The organism is Inquilinus limosus (assembly GCF_002195995.1).
Classification (GTDB): domain Bacteria; phylum Pseudomonadota; class Alphaproteobacteria; order DSM-16000; family Inquilinaceae; genus Inquilinus; species Inquilinus limosus_C.
Genome location: NZ_NHON01000004.1, coordinates 1 through 13,164 on the forward strand (window position 1 = coordinate 1; position 13,164 = coordinate 13,164).

Consider the following 13,164-nt stretch of genomic DNA (forward strand, 5'->3'; position numbering starts at 1 on the left):
CCCACGGGTGTCCGGTTGAGGTTTCATGGTCACAGAAGGACGATTTGCCTTGGGTCTGAGCGTGGTGTGGGCTTTGCTCCGCTCAGGCGATCGATGGATCGTCGGTGCATGAGGTTGAGACGGACGAGACGAGCGAAGGCGAGCGGGGTGCGGACGGCTTTTTGAGCGGCCTGGGCCAAGCGCAGGAGCAGGAAGGCGATCAGGGCGACGGCGATCTGGATGCGCACAGCGTTTTCGGAGACGCCGAGGAAGTGGCGGATCTTGAGTGTCTGCTTGACCCATCGGAAGAACAGCTCGATGGCCCAGCGACGCTTGTAGAGGTCGGCGATCTCCCGGGCGGAGGCATCGAGATCATTGCAGAACAGGCGCAGCACCTTGCCGGTGGGGATGCGGATGCAGACCTCGCGGACGGGATCGGCGAAGGGGTTCCTGCGGCTTTTGGCTTGGCGCTGGGGCAACAGGCCGATGCGGTCGGAGAGGATGTCCTGAGCGTCTTTGGGGATGTCCAGTTCGGCGGTGACGGTCAGGGGTGTGTTGGACTTGAAGCGGGTGACGATGCGGCAGCCGGCGGCGTCCATGTCCGCCCACCARGCGTAGTCGTAGTAGCCGAGGTCGAAGACATAGGTGGCCCCGGCCTCGATCGGCATGACCTGGGCGGCGGTGATGTCGTTGACGCGGGCCGCGGTCACGGCTGTGTAAATCGGCCGGTCGGCATCGGGGTCGTAGACGACATGCAGCTTGGCGCCGCAGGCCTGGGTCGAGAACCGGGCCCAGTCGGATCCCGAGCCGCTCAACGGCAACGTCGTTGCATCGAYCAGATAGGTGGCTTCGCCCACCGCCCGGCGCAAGCCGYGCCGGGCTTGGTTGACCATGGCCTCGAACAGATCGCTGAACACAGCACTCGGGCGCAGCGCATTGGCGTCAGCCAGGGTCGAGCGCGGCACCGGCCGGCCGCCGACATGATAGAGCCGGGCCGCCTGGCTCGACAGACCGGCCACAATCTCCCGCAGGCTCACCGCCCCGGACAGCTGCCCGTATAACAGCGCGATCAGTTGGCTCTTGGTCGGCAGCCGCCGGATCCGACGATCGGCTCCATGCGCCTCCACCAATCGTTCGAACTCACCCCACGGAACCCGCTTCAGCAGATCGTGGAACACGCTATTGTGATGCCGCACGGTGTTGCTCCGGGTCGTGTCCAGGTGACGCGCCAACGTCCTGAACCCGAGCTGAATCAACACCGTGCGCAACCCGCTTCAGCAGATCGTGGAACACRCTATTGTGATGCCGCACGGTGTTGCTCCGGGTCGTGTCCAGGTGACGCGCCAACGTCCTGAACCCGAGCTGAATCAACACCGTGCGCTATGTCCACCTTTTCTTAACCGGACACCCGTGGGGCAAGCCCGGCAATGACATCAATGGGATAGCTGCAATCCGGGAGCAGTCTCCATCGTCGCCCTCAGCCCCGGCCGAGCGCCTGGCGGATCGCGGTCTCGACCGGGGAATAGGCCCCGTCCGGCCGCTCCAGCCGATAGGGTTCGGCCAGGCCGAAGGAGGGCTGGGCCAGGAAGCGCGGCCTGGTCCCGCGGTGCCGCTGCGCCGCATGGATCATGAAGGGGTGGCACAGATAGACCGTGCCGGCCGGCCCGGTCGCCAGCGCCTCCGGCCGCCCGGCGCCGATCCGCCGGACATCCGGGCTGGCCAGCCCCGCCTCCCCCGCCGGCTCGAGGAACCGGGCCATGTCGAGATGCGAGCCGACCCGCAGCCGGGTCGGCGCATCCAGCGGGCCGATGTCGGAGAACAGGAACAGCGTCAGCAGCGCCCGGCCGCGCGAGCCGACATTGACCCGCCAGGACGAGAAGTCCCGCCGCTCATTCGGGTCGCTGCTGTCGTCGGGGAAGCTGACATCGACATGCCAGCCGTCGTCCTTCGGCGCAGCGCGCGCCGGGAAGCGGACCGGGAAGGTACCGAGATCCGCCCGCCTCTGCCACCGTCCCTTGCCGACCAGCCGGTCGATGGCGGCGTGGAGCACCGGCGTGTTCGCCGCCTGCCGGAACGGCTCCTGCCCGTACCAGCCGAGCCGGACGACCGGCTGCGTCCAGGTCGTCGGGTCATCCGGGTCGCAGGGCAGGTCGCGCCACAGGATGGCGCGCCCCGCCTCCGCCAGTTCACGAGAAAACGCCCCGTCGATGCGGACGAAGCCGTCGCGGATGAAGTGCCGCACCTGCGCCTCGCTCAGCGCGGCGCCGGGATTGTCGATGGTCATGGAAACTCCTCTCCGCCGCCTGACGGCGGCATCACCGTCCGGTCCTCCTTCGGGCTGCTGTCAGCGCCGGGAGGATCGGAAGAGGGAGAGAATCCGAATCATCATGGCCGGAGCATAACGCCGGCGGGCGATGAGATCAGCCGCCGAAATGCCGCTCGGCCCCGGCGACGCCATCGGCCAGCGCCGCCTCGTCGCCATGGTCGAGGCCGAACAGGATGTCGAGCAGCGGGAAGGTACCGCGGTAGAAGGCGATCCGGTCCGCCATCGCCGGCACGCCCGGGTAATGCGGCTGCAGCCGGGGCAGGAACCCGTCGCCCAGCCCCGCGGCCAGGCTGGCGAGATCATAGGCCGGATCGCCCAGGCCGCAGCCGGCGAAGTCGATCACGCCGGAGAGACGGCCGCCCTCCGCCAGGATGTTGCCGGTGCCGAAATCGCCGTGGACCACCGCCGTCGGCAGGTCATCCGCCTGCTCGGCGAAGCGCCGGAAGGCGGCATCGACGGTGGAGCGGATGCCCGGCGACAGCCGCGGCAGCACATCGGCCTGCAGCCGGTTGGCCAGTTCCCGCCAGGTGTCCTCGCGATGGCCGTCGGCGATCAGCACGGCCGGCAGGCCGTGCAGGCTGCGCAGGAAGGACGCCAACTCCCGGGCCAGCCGCTCCCGCTGCACCTCGTCGAATCCGTCGAGAGACTGGAACGGCTCGCCGGGGAGACGGTCATGGACGGCGACGGGGCCGATCTCGCTCGCGACGATGCGGATATCGGGAATCGCGATCGGCAGGGCCGGCCGCAGCCGCCCCAGCAGCCCGGCCTCGCGCCGCAGCGCCGCCTCGGCCCCGGCGTGGCGCGGGATCCGCACGATCCGGTCGCCGAAATCCAGCACCCGGCTGTTCTGCCCGGCCTCGATCACGGCCGGGGCGGCGGATCGCGACCCGATCAGCGCAGCGAGGCGAGCGAGATCCAAGGCGAGCCTCGGCCGCTCAGTCGGAGTCGGTCGGCGCCCAGGGCGTGATGTCGACCGGGGCTTCCTCCTCGACCGGAGCCGGGCGGCTCTCGGCGATGCGCGCCCAGAGCAGGCGCAGCACCTCCTGCACCCCGCCGCCGGTGGCGCCGGACAGGGCGACGACCTTGGCCTTGCGGCCGGCCGCGGCCTTCAGCGCCTTCAGCCGCGCCGCGATGGTGTCCTTGTCCAGCGCGTCGGTCTTGTTCAGCCCGACGATCTCGGGCTTGCCGGCCAGGCCGCCGCCATAGGCCTCGAGTTCGCCGCGGACCACGCGATAGGCCTCGGCCACATCATCCTGGGTGCCGTCGACCAGGTGCAGCAGCACGTTGCAGCGCTCGACATGGCCGAGGAAGCGGTCGCCCAGGCCGGCGCCCTCATGCGCGCCCTCGATCAGGCCGGGAATGTCGGCCAGCACGAACTCATGGTCGTCGCTGCGGACGACGCCGAGATTCGGGTGCAGCGTGGTGAAGGGATAGTCGGCGATCTTCGGCCGGGCGGCGCTGGTGGCGGCCAGGAAGGTCGACTTGCCGGCATTGGGCAGGCCCACCAACCCGGCGTCGGCGATCAGCTTCAGCCGCAGCCAGACCCAGCGCTCCTCCCCCGGCCAGCCGGGATCGAAGCGGCGCGGGGCGCGATTGGTCGAGGTCTTGAAATGGGCGTTGCCATGGCCGCCGTCGCCGCCCTTGAGCAGGCGGAGCCGCTGCCCGACCTCGGTCAGGTCGGCCAGCACCTCCTCCTTCTCCTCGTCCAGCACCTGGGTGCCGACCGGGACGCGCAGCACGGTGTCGGCCCCGGAGGCGCCGAACCGGTCGGAGCCCATGCCGTGATGGCCGCGCTCGGCCTTGAAATGCTGCTGGTAGCGATAGTCGATCAGGGTGTTGAGGCCGTCCACCGCCTCGACCCAGACATCGCCGCCGCGGCCGCCATCGCCGCCATTCGGGCCGCCGAACTCGATGAACTTCTCGCGCCGGAAGGCGACACAGCCATTGCCGCCGTCGCCGCTCTTCAGGAAGATCTTGGCCTCGTCGAGGAACTTCATGGCCTAGCCGCCCCGTGCCGCCGGCCCGTGGGCCCGCTCAATCCTTGTCGCATCAAATAGCAAACGGGGGAATGGTCGCCCATTCCCCCGCTCACCAGTCTCGGTGCCTGCAAGCCCCCGCCTTACATGTAAGGTTGGGGGCGAGGCGTTACTCGGCAGCTTCCGCCTGGGCGATCGTCACCGTGGTGCGGCCGCCGGCCGACTTGAACTGGACATTGCCGGGAACCAGCGCGAACAGCGTGTGGTCCTTGCCCATGCCGACATTGACGCCGGGATGGAACTTGGTGCCGCGCTGGCGCACGATGATGTTGCCCGGGACGACGGCTTCGCCGCCGAACTTCTTCACGCCGAGGCGCTGACCCGCCGAATCGCGACCGTTGCGCGACGAACCACCGGCCTTCTTATGTGCCATCTGTCGATCTCCTCTTTACGCGCCGGCGATGGCGGTGATCTTGAGCACCGTCAGGTCCTGACGATGGCCCTTCTTCCGCCGGTAGTTCTGGCGGCGCTTCTTCTTGAAGATGATGACCTTCGGACCGCGGGTCTGCTCGACCACCTCGGCGGTGACCGACGCGCCGGCGAGGACGGGGGTGCCGATCTTGACGGCGCCGTCGCCGCCGACCATCAGCACGTCCTCGATGGTGACCGAGGCACCCGGCTCGGCGTCGAGACGCTCGACCGTGACAAGCTGGTCCGGAGCAACCCGGTACTGTTTCCCGCCCGTGCGGATGACTGCGAACATGGTCAAGCTGCCGTCGACTGGGAGGGCGCCCCTTGCGGTTCGCCCTCAGGTGATCAAAAACGAGCACGGGTGCCAGCCGGAACCGGCACCCGTGTCCGTGAACGCGGCACTATAGTCAGGCGCGGCGGCGTGTCAACGGCGGAATGCGGAGCGGCGTTTTCCGCGCTACATTCGACGCTTGCAAGGCCGAACGCTCTCCACTATGGTCCGCGCCGGCCACGCGGAGGGGGTCCTGGAGACCGCCCGCCATGCCTCTGCGGAGAGGTGCTAGAGTGGTTGAATAGGACGGTCTCGAAAACCGTTGTGTCCGCAAGGGCACCGAGGGTTCGAATCCCTCCCTCTCCGCCATTCACCGCCGATTGCCGCACAAATTGCTGAGCTATCTCTATAGCGTCTTTCGGACGGTTGCCTACGCGTAGGGTTCTCGTACGCCCTACCAGCCAGCATAATCCCTCGTTACAATCGCCGATCACACACTACGGTGCGAATGGCGGCACATTTTTTGTTCTCGCCCAGCAGAAAGACCGCGCCATGGTTCTGCGCGCTTGATGGCGCTGTAGAGCAACCTACGCAGATGATCCGCGCTGCCCGTGGCGGTGTGGCCGAAGGCAGCGGGGATCTAGGCGGACAATGATAAGCCATTGACCAGAAGCATGTTTCGGTCAACCATCGACCGATAGAGATTTGGGTAATTTTGTGGGGGAAATATGGCGAGTCATCCATATATTTCTGGCGCCGGCAACATCACTCAGATGATCGGCTTCCTCCGGAAGAACTTCCCAGCGACGGTAACTTCCGACACCGTAAAGAAGCTCGGGCTAGCCTCGAAGAACGAGAGCTACGTTATTAACGTGCTGCAATTCCTGGGCTTGATCGATGAGCAGGGGAAGCGGACTGATGCCGGTCATGAGGTGATGACCAAGCATGATGAGAGTGAGTTTCAGTCGTCTTTTGAGGACCTTGTCAAGAAGGCCTACTCAGACCTCTTTGATCTGCGCGGCGATGATGCTTGGACAATGAACAAGGATCAGTTGATTGGCTACTTTCGCAGTGCCGACAAGACTAGCGATGTCATCGGGAGCCGTCAGGCGGGTGTGTTCGTCGCTCTGCGGGAACTCGCTGGGCACGTGACGGAGCAAAGCCAAGCAACTCCAAAGACGAAAGCGAATAGCGCTGCAAAACCGAAGGGGACCGGAAAGAAGGCGAAGCCGGTTGAGCAGAAGACACAGGATCAGGTCGTCGACCAACCTGTCTCATCCCCACCTCTGAGGCCACAGAAAGGTGATATTGCGCTCACGGTCCGCATAGAGATCAATCTACCCGCCGAGGGTACGCAGGAGATCTATGACGCCATCTTCAAAAGCATCAAGGCTAACCTCTATCCATGAGCGAGGCACTGAAGCTCTTTGAGAAGATTGCGCGAGGGGCGAAGAACGTCGGCCAACCTTCAGCCTCTGAGAACCGGAGCGTTCATCCGTTCGATGAGCGGAATATCCATCCGGAGATTACGAGTGTCTCTCTGAAGCTGTTCGACAATGGTCACTATTCACAGGCCACCTTCGAGGCATTCAAGTACTTAGATATCCAGGTGAAGAAGCTGTCCGGAATCAATGATAGCGGCTACAAGCTGATGATGGCGGCGTTCGCGGAAGCATCTCCTAAGATCAAGCTCACAAACTTAGCTACGTCGAGCGACATCGATGAGCAGATGGGATTCAAGTTTATATTCGCTGGCGTGATGTCAGCCATCCGCAACCCTCGCGGGCATGACATCACTTCAGATCCTATTGATCGCTGCTTGGACCATTTGTCGGTAGCGTCGGTACTTTTGAGGCGCATAGAAGAGCGGATAGAGCCACAGCCCTAAGCCTCGTGTCAGAGCGTCAGATTTTCACGAGTCATTTTGGAGAGTTATGCCGTAGATGTAGTTCCCCGTTTCGTTGGCTTCGCCCCGCCACCCCTTGCCCCATCACGGCACGCCGTCTGTCAGCTTCCAAAATACGCCGGCCGGTCGATGTCGGCGATCAGCCCTGGCTGCTCCGGCGCCCAGCCCAGCAGGGCTCGCGTGCGCTCGCTCGAGGTCGGGACGTCCATCCCGGCGAACATCGCGAACCAGCCGAAATGCGCCGCCGCCTCCTCCCGGGACAGGCCGGCAACCGGCACGCCCAGGCGGCGGCCGATCACCGCGGCGATCTCCCGGTACGGCACCCCCTCCTCCGCCATCGCGTGATAGCGGGCCCCGGCGGCGACGCCGCGCTCCAGCGCCAGGCGGTAGACCTTGGCAGCGTCGAGCCGGTGCGCGGCGGGCCAGCGGTTGAGGCCTTCGCCGATCATGGCCGACACGCCCTTCTCCCGCGCCAGCCGGATCAGGATCGGCACGAAGCCATGATCGCCGTCGCCATGGACCGAGGGCGGTAGCCGCACCGTCGCCGCCCGCACGCCCCGCGCCGCCTGCGCGGCGGCCGCCGCCTCGGACAGGCGGTGATAGGTGGCCGAGTTGGGAAGGGGCGGGTCCTCCTCGGTCCCGACCGGCCCCCGCGCCGCGATCACGGCGCCGGAGGTGACCAGCAGCGGGCGGTCGGAGCCGGCGAGCTCGTCGCCGATCGCCTCGATGGCCCGGCCGTCGATCTCGCAGCTTTCCTGGAACTTCGAGAAGTCGTGGATGAAGCCGGTGTGGATCACGGCATCGGCCCCGGCGGCGCCGCGGCGCAGGCTGTCGGGATCCCGCAGGTCGCCGCGGTGCGGCTGGGCGCCGGCGGCGAGAAGGGCGTCGGCGCCCGCATCGGAGCGGGTGAGGCCGAGCACCTGATGGCCGGCGCCGATCAGGTCCTGAACGACGGCGGAGCCGACGAAGCCCGTGGCGCCGGTGACGAAGACACGCATGAGGAAAGCCTCCGGTTAGCGATGGAGGCGACGGTCCCGCGATGTGCTATCCTGGTAAAGCAGTGACATTATACGGGTATAATAGCTAACAGGCTCGGCATGCCGGTCGCGAACGACAATCCGCTCGGGGTCTATCTGAAGGACCGCCGCGCCAGGCTGGATCCCGCCTCCTTCGGCCTGTCCGGGCCGCGCCGGCGCACGCCCGGCCTGCGCCGCGAGGAGGTGGCCCAGCGCGCCAATATCAGCGCCACCTGGTACACCTGGCTGGAGCAGGGCCGCGGCGGCGCGCCGTCGGCCGACGTGCTGGAGCGGATCGCCCGCGCCCTGATGCTGACGGATGTCGAGCGCGAGCACCTGTTCCTGCTGGGGCTCGGCCGGCCGCCCGCGATCCGCTACCAGGCAGCCGAGGGCGTCACGCCGCGGCTGCAGCGGGTGCTCGACGCGCTGACCCTCAGCCCGGCCCTGGTGAAGACCCCGACCTGGGACGTGGTCGCCTGGAACCTGGCCGCGGCGGCGGTGCTGACCGATTACGGGGCGCTGCCGCCGGAGCAGCGCAACATCCTGCGCCTGATCTTCCTGGATCCCCGCGTCCGCGCCGCCCAGTTCGACTGGGACGGCGTGGCCCGGTTCGTGGTGGCGGCATTCCGCGCCGATGCGGCGCGCGCCGGGGCCACGGACAGGATTGGCGCCCTGGTGGACGAGCTCTGCCGGCTCAGCCCCGACTTCGCGGCGATGTGGCGCGACAACGACGTCCGCGGCTATGGCGGGGGCGTCAAGCGCCTGCGCCACCCGGTCGCCGGGCCGATCGCCTTCGAGTTCTCGGCCTTCGCCGTCGACGGCCGGCCGGATCTCGGCATGGTGATCTACAATCCGGCGACGCCGGCGGATGCCGACCGGGTCCGGTCGCTGGTCGAGACGAAGGCGAGGGAAAGCGTCGGCAATTGCCTCGCCTCGCATCTGCGTGGGCGCGGCGACGTGGCGATGAGCACGGACGACATCACGTCCCCCGCCCACGAGGACTGAATGAGCATCTCCGCTTCGCCTCACGCCACCTCGACCCGAGCCTTGTGCCCGGATGCGGTGGCGAGGCGCTGGTCACGGGTCAGCAGCGGGGCGTCGAGCGCTTCGGCCAGGGCGATATAGGCGGCGTCATAGGCCGTGACGTTGGCTCGCAGGTCCCAGATGCGCGGCAGGAGGATATCGTGCGGATAGCGGTGGAGGGGGAAGTCCACCAGATCAGCCAGGGCGGCGCGGCCGCGCGCATCGTCGATCTCCCCCTTCGCCGCATAACGCCGGATGACCTGTACGACCTCGACATCCAGCAGATGGGGTGCGTGCAGCGTGATGCCGGAGCCGAACAGCCGGGCCTCCACCGCTGCGGCCGCCGGCGTGCGGAGGAGCACTTCGATCAGGGCCGACGCGTCGACGACGATCATCGGACGATCACCGTCGGTCGCGTTCGGCCCGAACCGCCTGTGCCGGTGCTTCGGTCAGCGCCACCGCCGGGCGCTGCTCCAGGCGCGCCCGCAAATCGTCGAGCGTCGGCCGCTCAGCCAGCCGGCGCATCTCCTGGAGCAGATAGTCGGAGAGCGACATGCCGGCCAGCGCCGCGCGCGACTTGAGCTGGCGGTGCAGCGTATCCGGCACGTTGCGGATCTGGATCATCGCTGTCATGTGGAAAACATGGGAACATGTGCCGCACATGTCAATGGAAGGGACCGCCATGGACCGTTATGTCGTCATCTCCGGCTGCTCGGGCGGCGGCAAGTCGACGCTGCTGGCGGAGCTCGGGCGGCGCGGCCATGCCGTGGTCGAGGAGCCCGGGCGGCGCATCGTCCAGCAGGAGCTGGAACGCGGCGGGCAGGCCCTGCCCTGGGTCGACGGGCCGACCTTCGCCCGCCGGGCCATCGCCATGGCGCTGGCCGACCGTGCCGCGGCCGGGATCTGGCTCGGCTGGGTGTTCTTCGACCGCGGCCTGATCGACGCCGCCTCCGCCCTGCAGCACATGACCGGCGAACCGGCGCTGGAGACGCTGGCCCGGCCCTATCCCTATCACCGGCGCGTGTTCCTGACCCCGCCCTGGCCGGAGATCTACGGCACCGACCCGGAGCGCCGCCACGGCCTCGACGCCGCGATGGAGGAGTATGAACGGCTGCTCAGGGACTATCCGGCCCTGGGCTATGAGGTCGTGATCCTGCCGAAGACCAGCGTGGCCAGGCGCGCCGATTTCGTGCTGCGCACCCTGGCCGCATAGCTATTTCGGCGGCAGCGTGCGAACGAAGGCGAGCGCGGCGTCCAGCAGCCGCCGGCGCAGCGCGTCGTCGCCATAGGCGGCGGCGCCGGCCCGCACCCAGCCGGGCATGGACCGGCCCTGCATGACCATGGTCGCGACGCCCGGCTGCTCCAGCGCCCAGCCATCGTTGCCCTTGCCGAGACGGACCAACATGCTGTCGACGCGGGCGCCGCACAACAGGTTGCCGTGCAGCAGCCAGGCCAGGCCGCCGAACATCCGCTTCTCGTCGAGGCCCGGCTCCTGGCCCAGCGCCTCGCGCACCAGCTCCTCCAGCCCCGGATCGCGCGCCATACCGCCCTCCCCCTTTAGAGACCGTTTGAGAATGCGCTGGCATGAGTCGGCTGGTGGTGGTTTCGAGAACCGGAGCGCAGCGGACATTCAAGTCCGTGAGCACCGGAAGCGCAGAAACCGCCGCCAGACGGCCAAGCCAGTAGCATTATCAGACGGTCTCAACTCGGACCGGCCACCTTCTCGGCGATGCCGCGGTTGCGGGTCAGCATCGCCATCACCGCGTCGCGCGCCTTCCGCGGGTCGCGGCCGCGGATGCCCTCGGCAATGCCCATATGATAGTCGGCCGAGGGGCTGTAGGCGTATTCCGCGGCGATGCCGTGGGCCGAGACCAGGAACTGCACCCGCAGCAGCACGTCGAGCGGCCGGGCGAAGCCGGACAGGAGCCGGTTGTGCGAGGCGTTCAGCACCGCCAGGTGGAAGGCCACGTCGGTGTCCAGCACCTGCGGCATGGTCTCCACCGCCAGCCGCGCGGCCAGGGCGACGATCGCCTCCGCCTCCTCGTCGGTGGCGCGCGTTGCCGCCAGCTCGGCCGCCCGCGGCTCGACGATCTCGCGCAGCTCGGAGATCTCGACCAGGAAGCGGCCGATGCCGTCCGGCTCGCGCAGCAGCCAGGCCAGCACGTCGGGGTCGAGGATCGACCATTCCTCGCGCGGCCGCACGCGCGAGCCGTAGCGCCGGGCGGTGCGGATCAGCCCCTTGCCGGCCAGGACCTTGATCGCCTCGCGCATGGCGTTGCGGCCGACCGCGTATTCGGCGGCCAGCTCGGTCTCGGTCGGCAGCGGCCGGCTGGCATCATAGTGGCCGGCGACGATGGCGCGGCCCAGCGCCTGCACCGTCTGGCGCACCGCGCCGCCCGCCAGCGAGCGGCCGGACGCGCCGGACAGGGTCTGCTCCAGCAGGGCGGCCAGTGCCTCGGGGTCCGAAGGTCCGCTGGTGGGGGAGTGCCGCCGATCCGCCAATGCCGCGCCGTGGAACAGGTCAGAAAATGCTCGCCGCCGTCGTCATCGGACACCAGCGGGAGAGCTTGAGATACGGTAGCAGCACCCGGTATGCGGCGTCATCCCCGATGCGGTGCAGCGCCTCGACCGCATAGCCGCGGACATAGCGGTTCTCGTCCCCGGTCAGCACCCGGCCCAGCGCCGGCACCGCCGCGGCCGCCGCCGGCCCCATCCGCGTCAGCCCCAGCACCGCGTCGAAGCGCACCTCGGCATCGGCATCGTCCAGGGCGCGGGCCAGGGCGGCGACGATCGCGTCGTCGGCGGGCTTCAGGCCCAGCGCCTCGACCGCGGCGATGCGCAGATGGGTGTCGGCGTCGACCGTCGCGGCGATCAGAGCGTCGCGCACCTCCGGCCCCGTCCCGGCGATCTCGCCGAGGGCGAAGGCGGCCAGCTTGCGCGACCGGCCGGCGCCACTTCGCAGCAGGCGCAGCAGCTCCGGCACCGCCGCCGCACCGATCTCGACCACCCCGTAGATCGAGGACAGGGCGACGCAATCCTTCGGCGTCAGCCGGCCGGCGTCACTCTTGAGCGAGCCGTCCTCCGGGTCGCGGCGGGTGTCAGCCTCGACCCGCTGCAGCAGCGCCGGCAGCGCCGCCTCCCCGATCGCGCCCAGGGCGTAGGCGGCGTCGAGCTGCAGCGCCTCGTCATCGCCGTCGAGATGGGGCAGCAGCGCCGGCGCCAGCGCCGCGGCGGCCGGCCCGAGATCGGCGATGGTCGACATCGCCGCCGCGGCCTCCGCCGGCGTGCCGGCCAGGGCCGCGCGCAAAGCGTCGAGGTCGGCCGCGCCGCCAGCCGCTGTGCCGCCGGTCAGCCAGCGCCACTGCGCCTTCCACGCCGCCTCCATGGCGAAGGACGGCGCCTGGTCCGGCGCCCGCCAGGCCGGGTCGCCGTGCGGCCAGTCCGGCGCGCCGACCGGCACCATGCGGATGAACTCGAACTTCATCATGAACCGCTTGTCCGCGGTCAGGTTCTTCATCTTCCGGTGCCAGATGTCGTAGTGGATCATCAGCACCGAGCCGGCGGGTCCGGACCCGTTGCGCTCCAGCGCGTCCGGGTCCTGGATCCCCGCGGCGAGCAGGTGGCTGCCCGGCACCACCCCGGTCGGCCCCAGCTCGGCCGGGGTGTCCTGCGGGTAGTACATGATCATCACCCAGCGCGGCCGGTGGTTCCGCACCCGGCGCATGTAGCCCCAGTAGCTGTCCTTGTGCCAATGCTGGATCGGCGAGCCCGGCGGGTTCTTGTGCAGCGCCCGGTGCGGATGCATCAGGTAGTCCGGCCCCAGCACGCTGGTCAGCGCGCCCTTCACCACCGGGTCCTCGAACACGGCGTTGATCTCCGGCACCAGCGGCAGGAGGTTGTTGCCGGGGTTCTCGAGCTTCTCGCCGCCGATCAGCTCGTCGAAACGCTGGAAGACCTGGTCGTGGAACGATTTCGGCAGCGCCGTCTGCAGCACCAGATAGCCGTTGGCCAGGAACTGCCGGATCTGCGCGTCGGTGAGCAGGCGCGGCGCCTCTTCCTGCGCCGGAACATGCATGTCCATGGTCGTTCCCTTCCCCATCCGATGTGCGTGCGTCAATAATGCGACTCTAAATGGGATTTAGCAATAGAGATTGATTTATAGATCCTATCTAAAAGGCATCTCATCGTCATGGCGA

General features: G+C 68.1%; 16 protein-coding genes and 1 tRNA gene. 5 read left to right on the top strand and 12 right to left on the bottom strand.

What is annotated here, in order from left to right; genetic code table 11:
- Positions 1 to 29: 29 nt before the first annotated feature.
- From BWR60_RS03385 to rplU, 6 genes are all read right to left on the bottom strand, one after another.
- Positions 30 to 1,175: an IS4 family transposase gene (locus BWR60_RS03385; RefSeq protein WP_088149602.1), complete on the bottom strand. Its 1,146-nt coding sequence runs from the start codon at positions 1,173 to 1,175 to the stop codon at positions 30 to 32.
- 281 nt (positions 1,176 to 1,456) lie between these two features.
- The gene (locus BWR60_RS03390; RefSeq protein WP_088149603.1) at positions 1,457 to 2,263 is read right to left on the bottom strand and encodes a phytanoyl-CoA dioxygenase; all 807 of its coding nucleotides are present in this window, start codon (positions 2,261 to 2,263) and stop codon (positions 1,457 to 1,459) included.
- Positions 2,264 to 2,399: 136 nt separating this feature from the next.
- Positions 2,400 to 3,224: a phosphotransferase family protein gene (locus tag BWR60_RS03395; protein WP_088149604.1), complete on the bottom strand. Its 825-nt coding sequence runs from the start codon at positions 3,222 to 3,224 to the stop codon at positions 2,400 to 2,402.
- 16 nt (positions 3,225 to 3,240) lie between these two features.
- Positions 3,241 to 4,302, bottom strand: a complete 1,062-nt coding sequence (gene obgE / locus BWR60_RS03400; RefSeq protein WP_088149605.1) for a GTPase ObgE — start codon at positions 4,300 to 4,302, stop codon at positions 3,241 to 3,243.
- Positions 4,303 to 4,450: 148 nt separating this feature from the next.
- Positions 4,451 to 4,714, bottom strand: a complete 264-nt coding sequence (gene rpmA / locus BWR60_RS03405; protein WP_034843576.1) for a 50S ribosomal protein L27 — start codon at positions 4,712 to 4,714, stop codon at positions 4,451 to 4,453.
- A gap of 15 nt (positions 4,715 to 4,729) precedes the next feature.
- Entirely contained in the window at positions 4,730 to 5,044 is a 315-nt protein-coding gene (rplU, locus tag BWR60_RS03410; protein ID WP_034843578.1) for a 50S ribosomal protein L21, read from the bottom strand.
- A gap of 258 nt (positions 5,045 to 5,302) precedes the next feature.
- Here rplU and BWR60_RS03415 point away from each other — a divergent pair.
- The 3 genes from BWR60_RS03415 to BWR60_RS03425 all read left to right on the top strand — a co-directional run bounded on the left by BWR60_RS03415 (position 5,303) and on the right by BWR60_RS03425 (position 6,911).
- Positions 5,303 to 5,392 (top strand) — tRNA-Ser (locus tag BWR60_RS03415).
- A 359-nt stretch (positions 5,393 to 5,751) separates the two neighbouring features.
- On the top strand, positions 5,752 to 6,432 hold the full coding sequence (locus tag BWR60_RS03420; protein ID WP_179221614.1) for a DUF5343 domain-containing protein: 681 nt from the start codon (positions 5,752 to 5,754) through the stop codon (positions 6,430 to 6,432).
- Positions 6,429 to 6,911 (top strand): TIGR02391 family protein, encoded by a 483-nt coding sequence (locus BWR60_RS03425; RefSeq protein ID WP_088149607.1) that lies wholly within the window; start codon positions 6,429 to 6,431, stop codon positions 6,909 to 6,911. Before BWR60_RS03420 ends, BWR60_RS03425 begins: the two co-directional genes overlap by 4 nt.
- A gap of 119 nt (positions 6,912 to 7,030) precedes the next feature.
- Here BWR60_RS03425 and BWR60_RS03430 read toward each other — a convergent pair whose 3' ends face one another.
- Complete coding sequence (locus BWR60_RS03430) at positions 7,031 to 7,927, bottom strand: SDR family oxidoreductase (RefSeq protein WP_088149608.1); 897 nt, start codon at positions 7,925 to 7,927, stop codon at positions 7,031 to 7,033.
- Between the two features lie 99 nt (positions 7,928 to 8,026).
- On the opposite strand from BWR60_RS03430, the gene BWR60_RS03435 reads away from it, so the two are divergent.
- Positions 8,027 to 8,950, top strand: a complete 924-nt coding sequence (locus BWR60_RS03435) for a helix-turn-helix transcriptional regulator (protein ID WP_088149609.1) — start codon at positions 8,027 to 8,029, stop codon at positions 8,948 to 8,950.
- A gap of 20 nt (positions 8,951 to 8,970) precedes the next feature.
- Here BWR60_RS03435 and BWR60_RS03440 read toward each other — a convergent pair whose 3' ends face one another.
- Positions 8,971 to 9,363 carry a type II toxin-antitoxin system VapC family toxin gene (locus tag BWR60_RS03440; protein WP_088149610.1) on the bottom strand — a complete coding sequence of 131 codons (393 nt, stop codon included), beginning with the start codon at positions 9,361 to 9,363 and terminating at the stop codon, positions 8,971 to 8,973.
- 7 nt (positions 9,364 to 9,370) lie between these two features.
- On the bottom strand, positions 9,371 to 9,592 hold the full coding sequence (locus BWR60_RS03445) for a FitA-like ribbon-helix-helix domain-containing protein (protein ID WP_218823329.1): 222 nt from the start codon (positions 9,590 to 9,592) through the stop codon (positions 9,371 to 9,373).
- Positions 9,593 to 9,650: 58 nt separating this feature from the next.
- Here BWR60_RS03445 and BWR60_RS03450 point away from each other — a divergent pair, with 58 nt between their 5' ends.
- Entirely contained in the window at positions 9,651 to 10,181 is a 531-nt protein-coding gene (locus BWR60_RS03450; RefSeq protein WP_088149612.1) for an AAA family ATPase, read from the top strand.
- On the opposite strand, the gene BWR60_RS03455 is transcribed toward BWR60_RS03450, so the two are convergent.
- The 3 genes from BWR60_RS03455 to BWR60_RS03465 all read right to left on the bottom strand — a co-directional run bounded on the left by BWR60_RS03455 (position 10,182) and on the right by BWR60_RS03465 (position 13,049).
- Entirely contained in the window at positions 10,182 to 10,511 is a 330-nt protein-coding gene (locus tag BWR60_RS03455) for a TfoX/Sxy family protein (protein WP_088149613.1), read from the bottom strand. It abuts the gene before it with no gap.
- Positions 10,512 to 10,669: 158 nt separating this feature from the next.
- Positions 10,670 to 11,470 (bottom strand): FadR/GntR family transcriptional regulator, encoded by an 801-nt coding sequence (locus BWR60_RS03460; RefSeq protein ID WP_088149614.1) that lies wholly within the window; start codon positions 11,468 to 11,470, stop codon positions 10,670 to 10,672.
- 19 nt (positions 11,471 to 11,489) lie between these two features.
- Complete coding sequence (locus tag BWR60_RS03465; protein ID WP_179221615.1) at positions 11,490 to 13,049, bottom strand: HEAT repeat domain-containing protein; 1,560 nt, start codon at positions 13,047 to 13,049, stop codon at positions 11,490 to 11,492.
- Positions 13,050 to 13,164: the final 115 nt, after the last annotated feature.

Excerpts from the sequence above, each read along its gene's own strand:
- BWR60_RS03390 (WP_088149603.1), bottom strand. The coding sequence starts at position 2,263 with ATGACCATCGACAATCCCGGCGCCGCGCTGAGCGAGGCGCAGGTGCGG.
- obgE (WP_088149605.1), bottom strand. The coding sequence starts at position 4,302 with ATGAAGTTCCTCGACGAGGCCAAGATCTTCCTGAAGAGCGGCGACGGC.
- rpmA (WP_034843576.1), bottom strand. The coding sequence starts at position 4,714 with ATGGCACATAAGAAGGCCGGTGGTTCGTCGCGCAACGGTCGCGATTCG.
- rplU (WP_034843578.1), bottom strand. The coding sequence starts at position 5,044 with ATGTTCGCAGTCATCCGCACGGGCGGGAAACAGTACCGGGTTGCTCCG.
- BWR60_RS03420 (WP_179221614.1), top strand. The coding sequence starts at position 5,752 with ATGGCGAGTCATCCATATATTTCTGGCGCCGGCAACATCACTCAGATG.
- BWR60_RS03425 (WP_088149607.1), top strand. The coding sequence starts at position 6,429 with ATGAGCGAGGCACTGAAGCTCTTTGAGAAGATTGCGCGAGGGGCGAAG.
- BWR60_RS03430 (WP_088149608.1), bottom strand. The coding sequence starts at position 7,927 with ATGCGTGTCTTCGTCACCGGCGCCACGGGCTTCGTCGGCTCCGCCGTC.
- BWR60_RS03435 (WP_088149609.1), top strand. The coding sequence starts at position 8,027 with ATGCCGGTCGCGAACGACAATCCGCTCGGGGTCTATCTGAAGGACCGC.
- BWR60_RS03440 (WP_088149610.1), bottom strand. The coding sequence starts at position 9,363 with ATGATCGTCGTCGACGCGTCGGCCCTGATCGAAGTGCTCCTCCGCACG.
- BWR60_RS03445 (WP_218823329.1), bottom strand. The coding sequence starts at position 9,592 with ATGATCCAGATCCGCAACGTGCCGGATACGCTGCACCGCCAGCTCAAG.
- BWR60_RS03450 (WP_088149612.1), top strand. The coding sequence starts at position 9,651 with ATGGACCGTTATGTCGTCATCTCCGGCTGCTCGGGCGGCGGCAAGTCG.
- BWR60_RS03455 (WP_088149613.1), bottom strand. The coding sequence starts at position 10,511 with ATGGCGCGCGATCCGGGGCTGGAGGAGCTGGTGCGCGAGGCGCTGGGC.
- BWR60_RS03465 (WP_179221615.1), bottom strand. The coding sequence starts at position 13,049 with ATGGACATGCATGTTCCGGCGCAGGAAGAGGCGCCGCGCCTGCTCACC.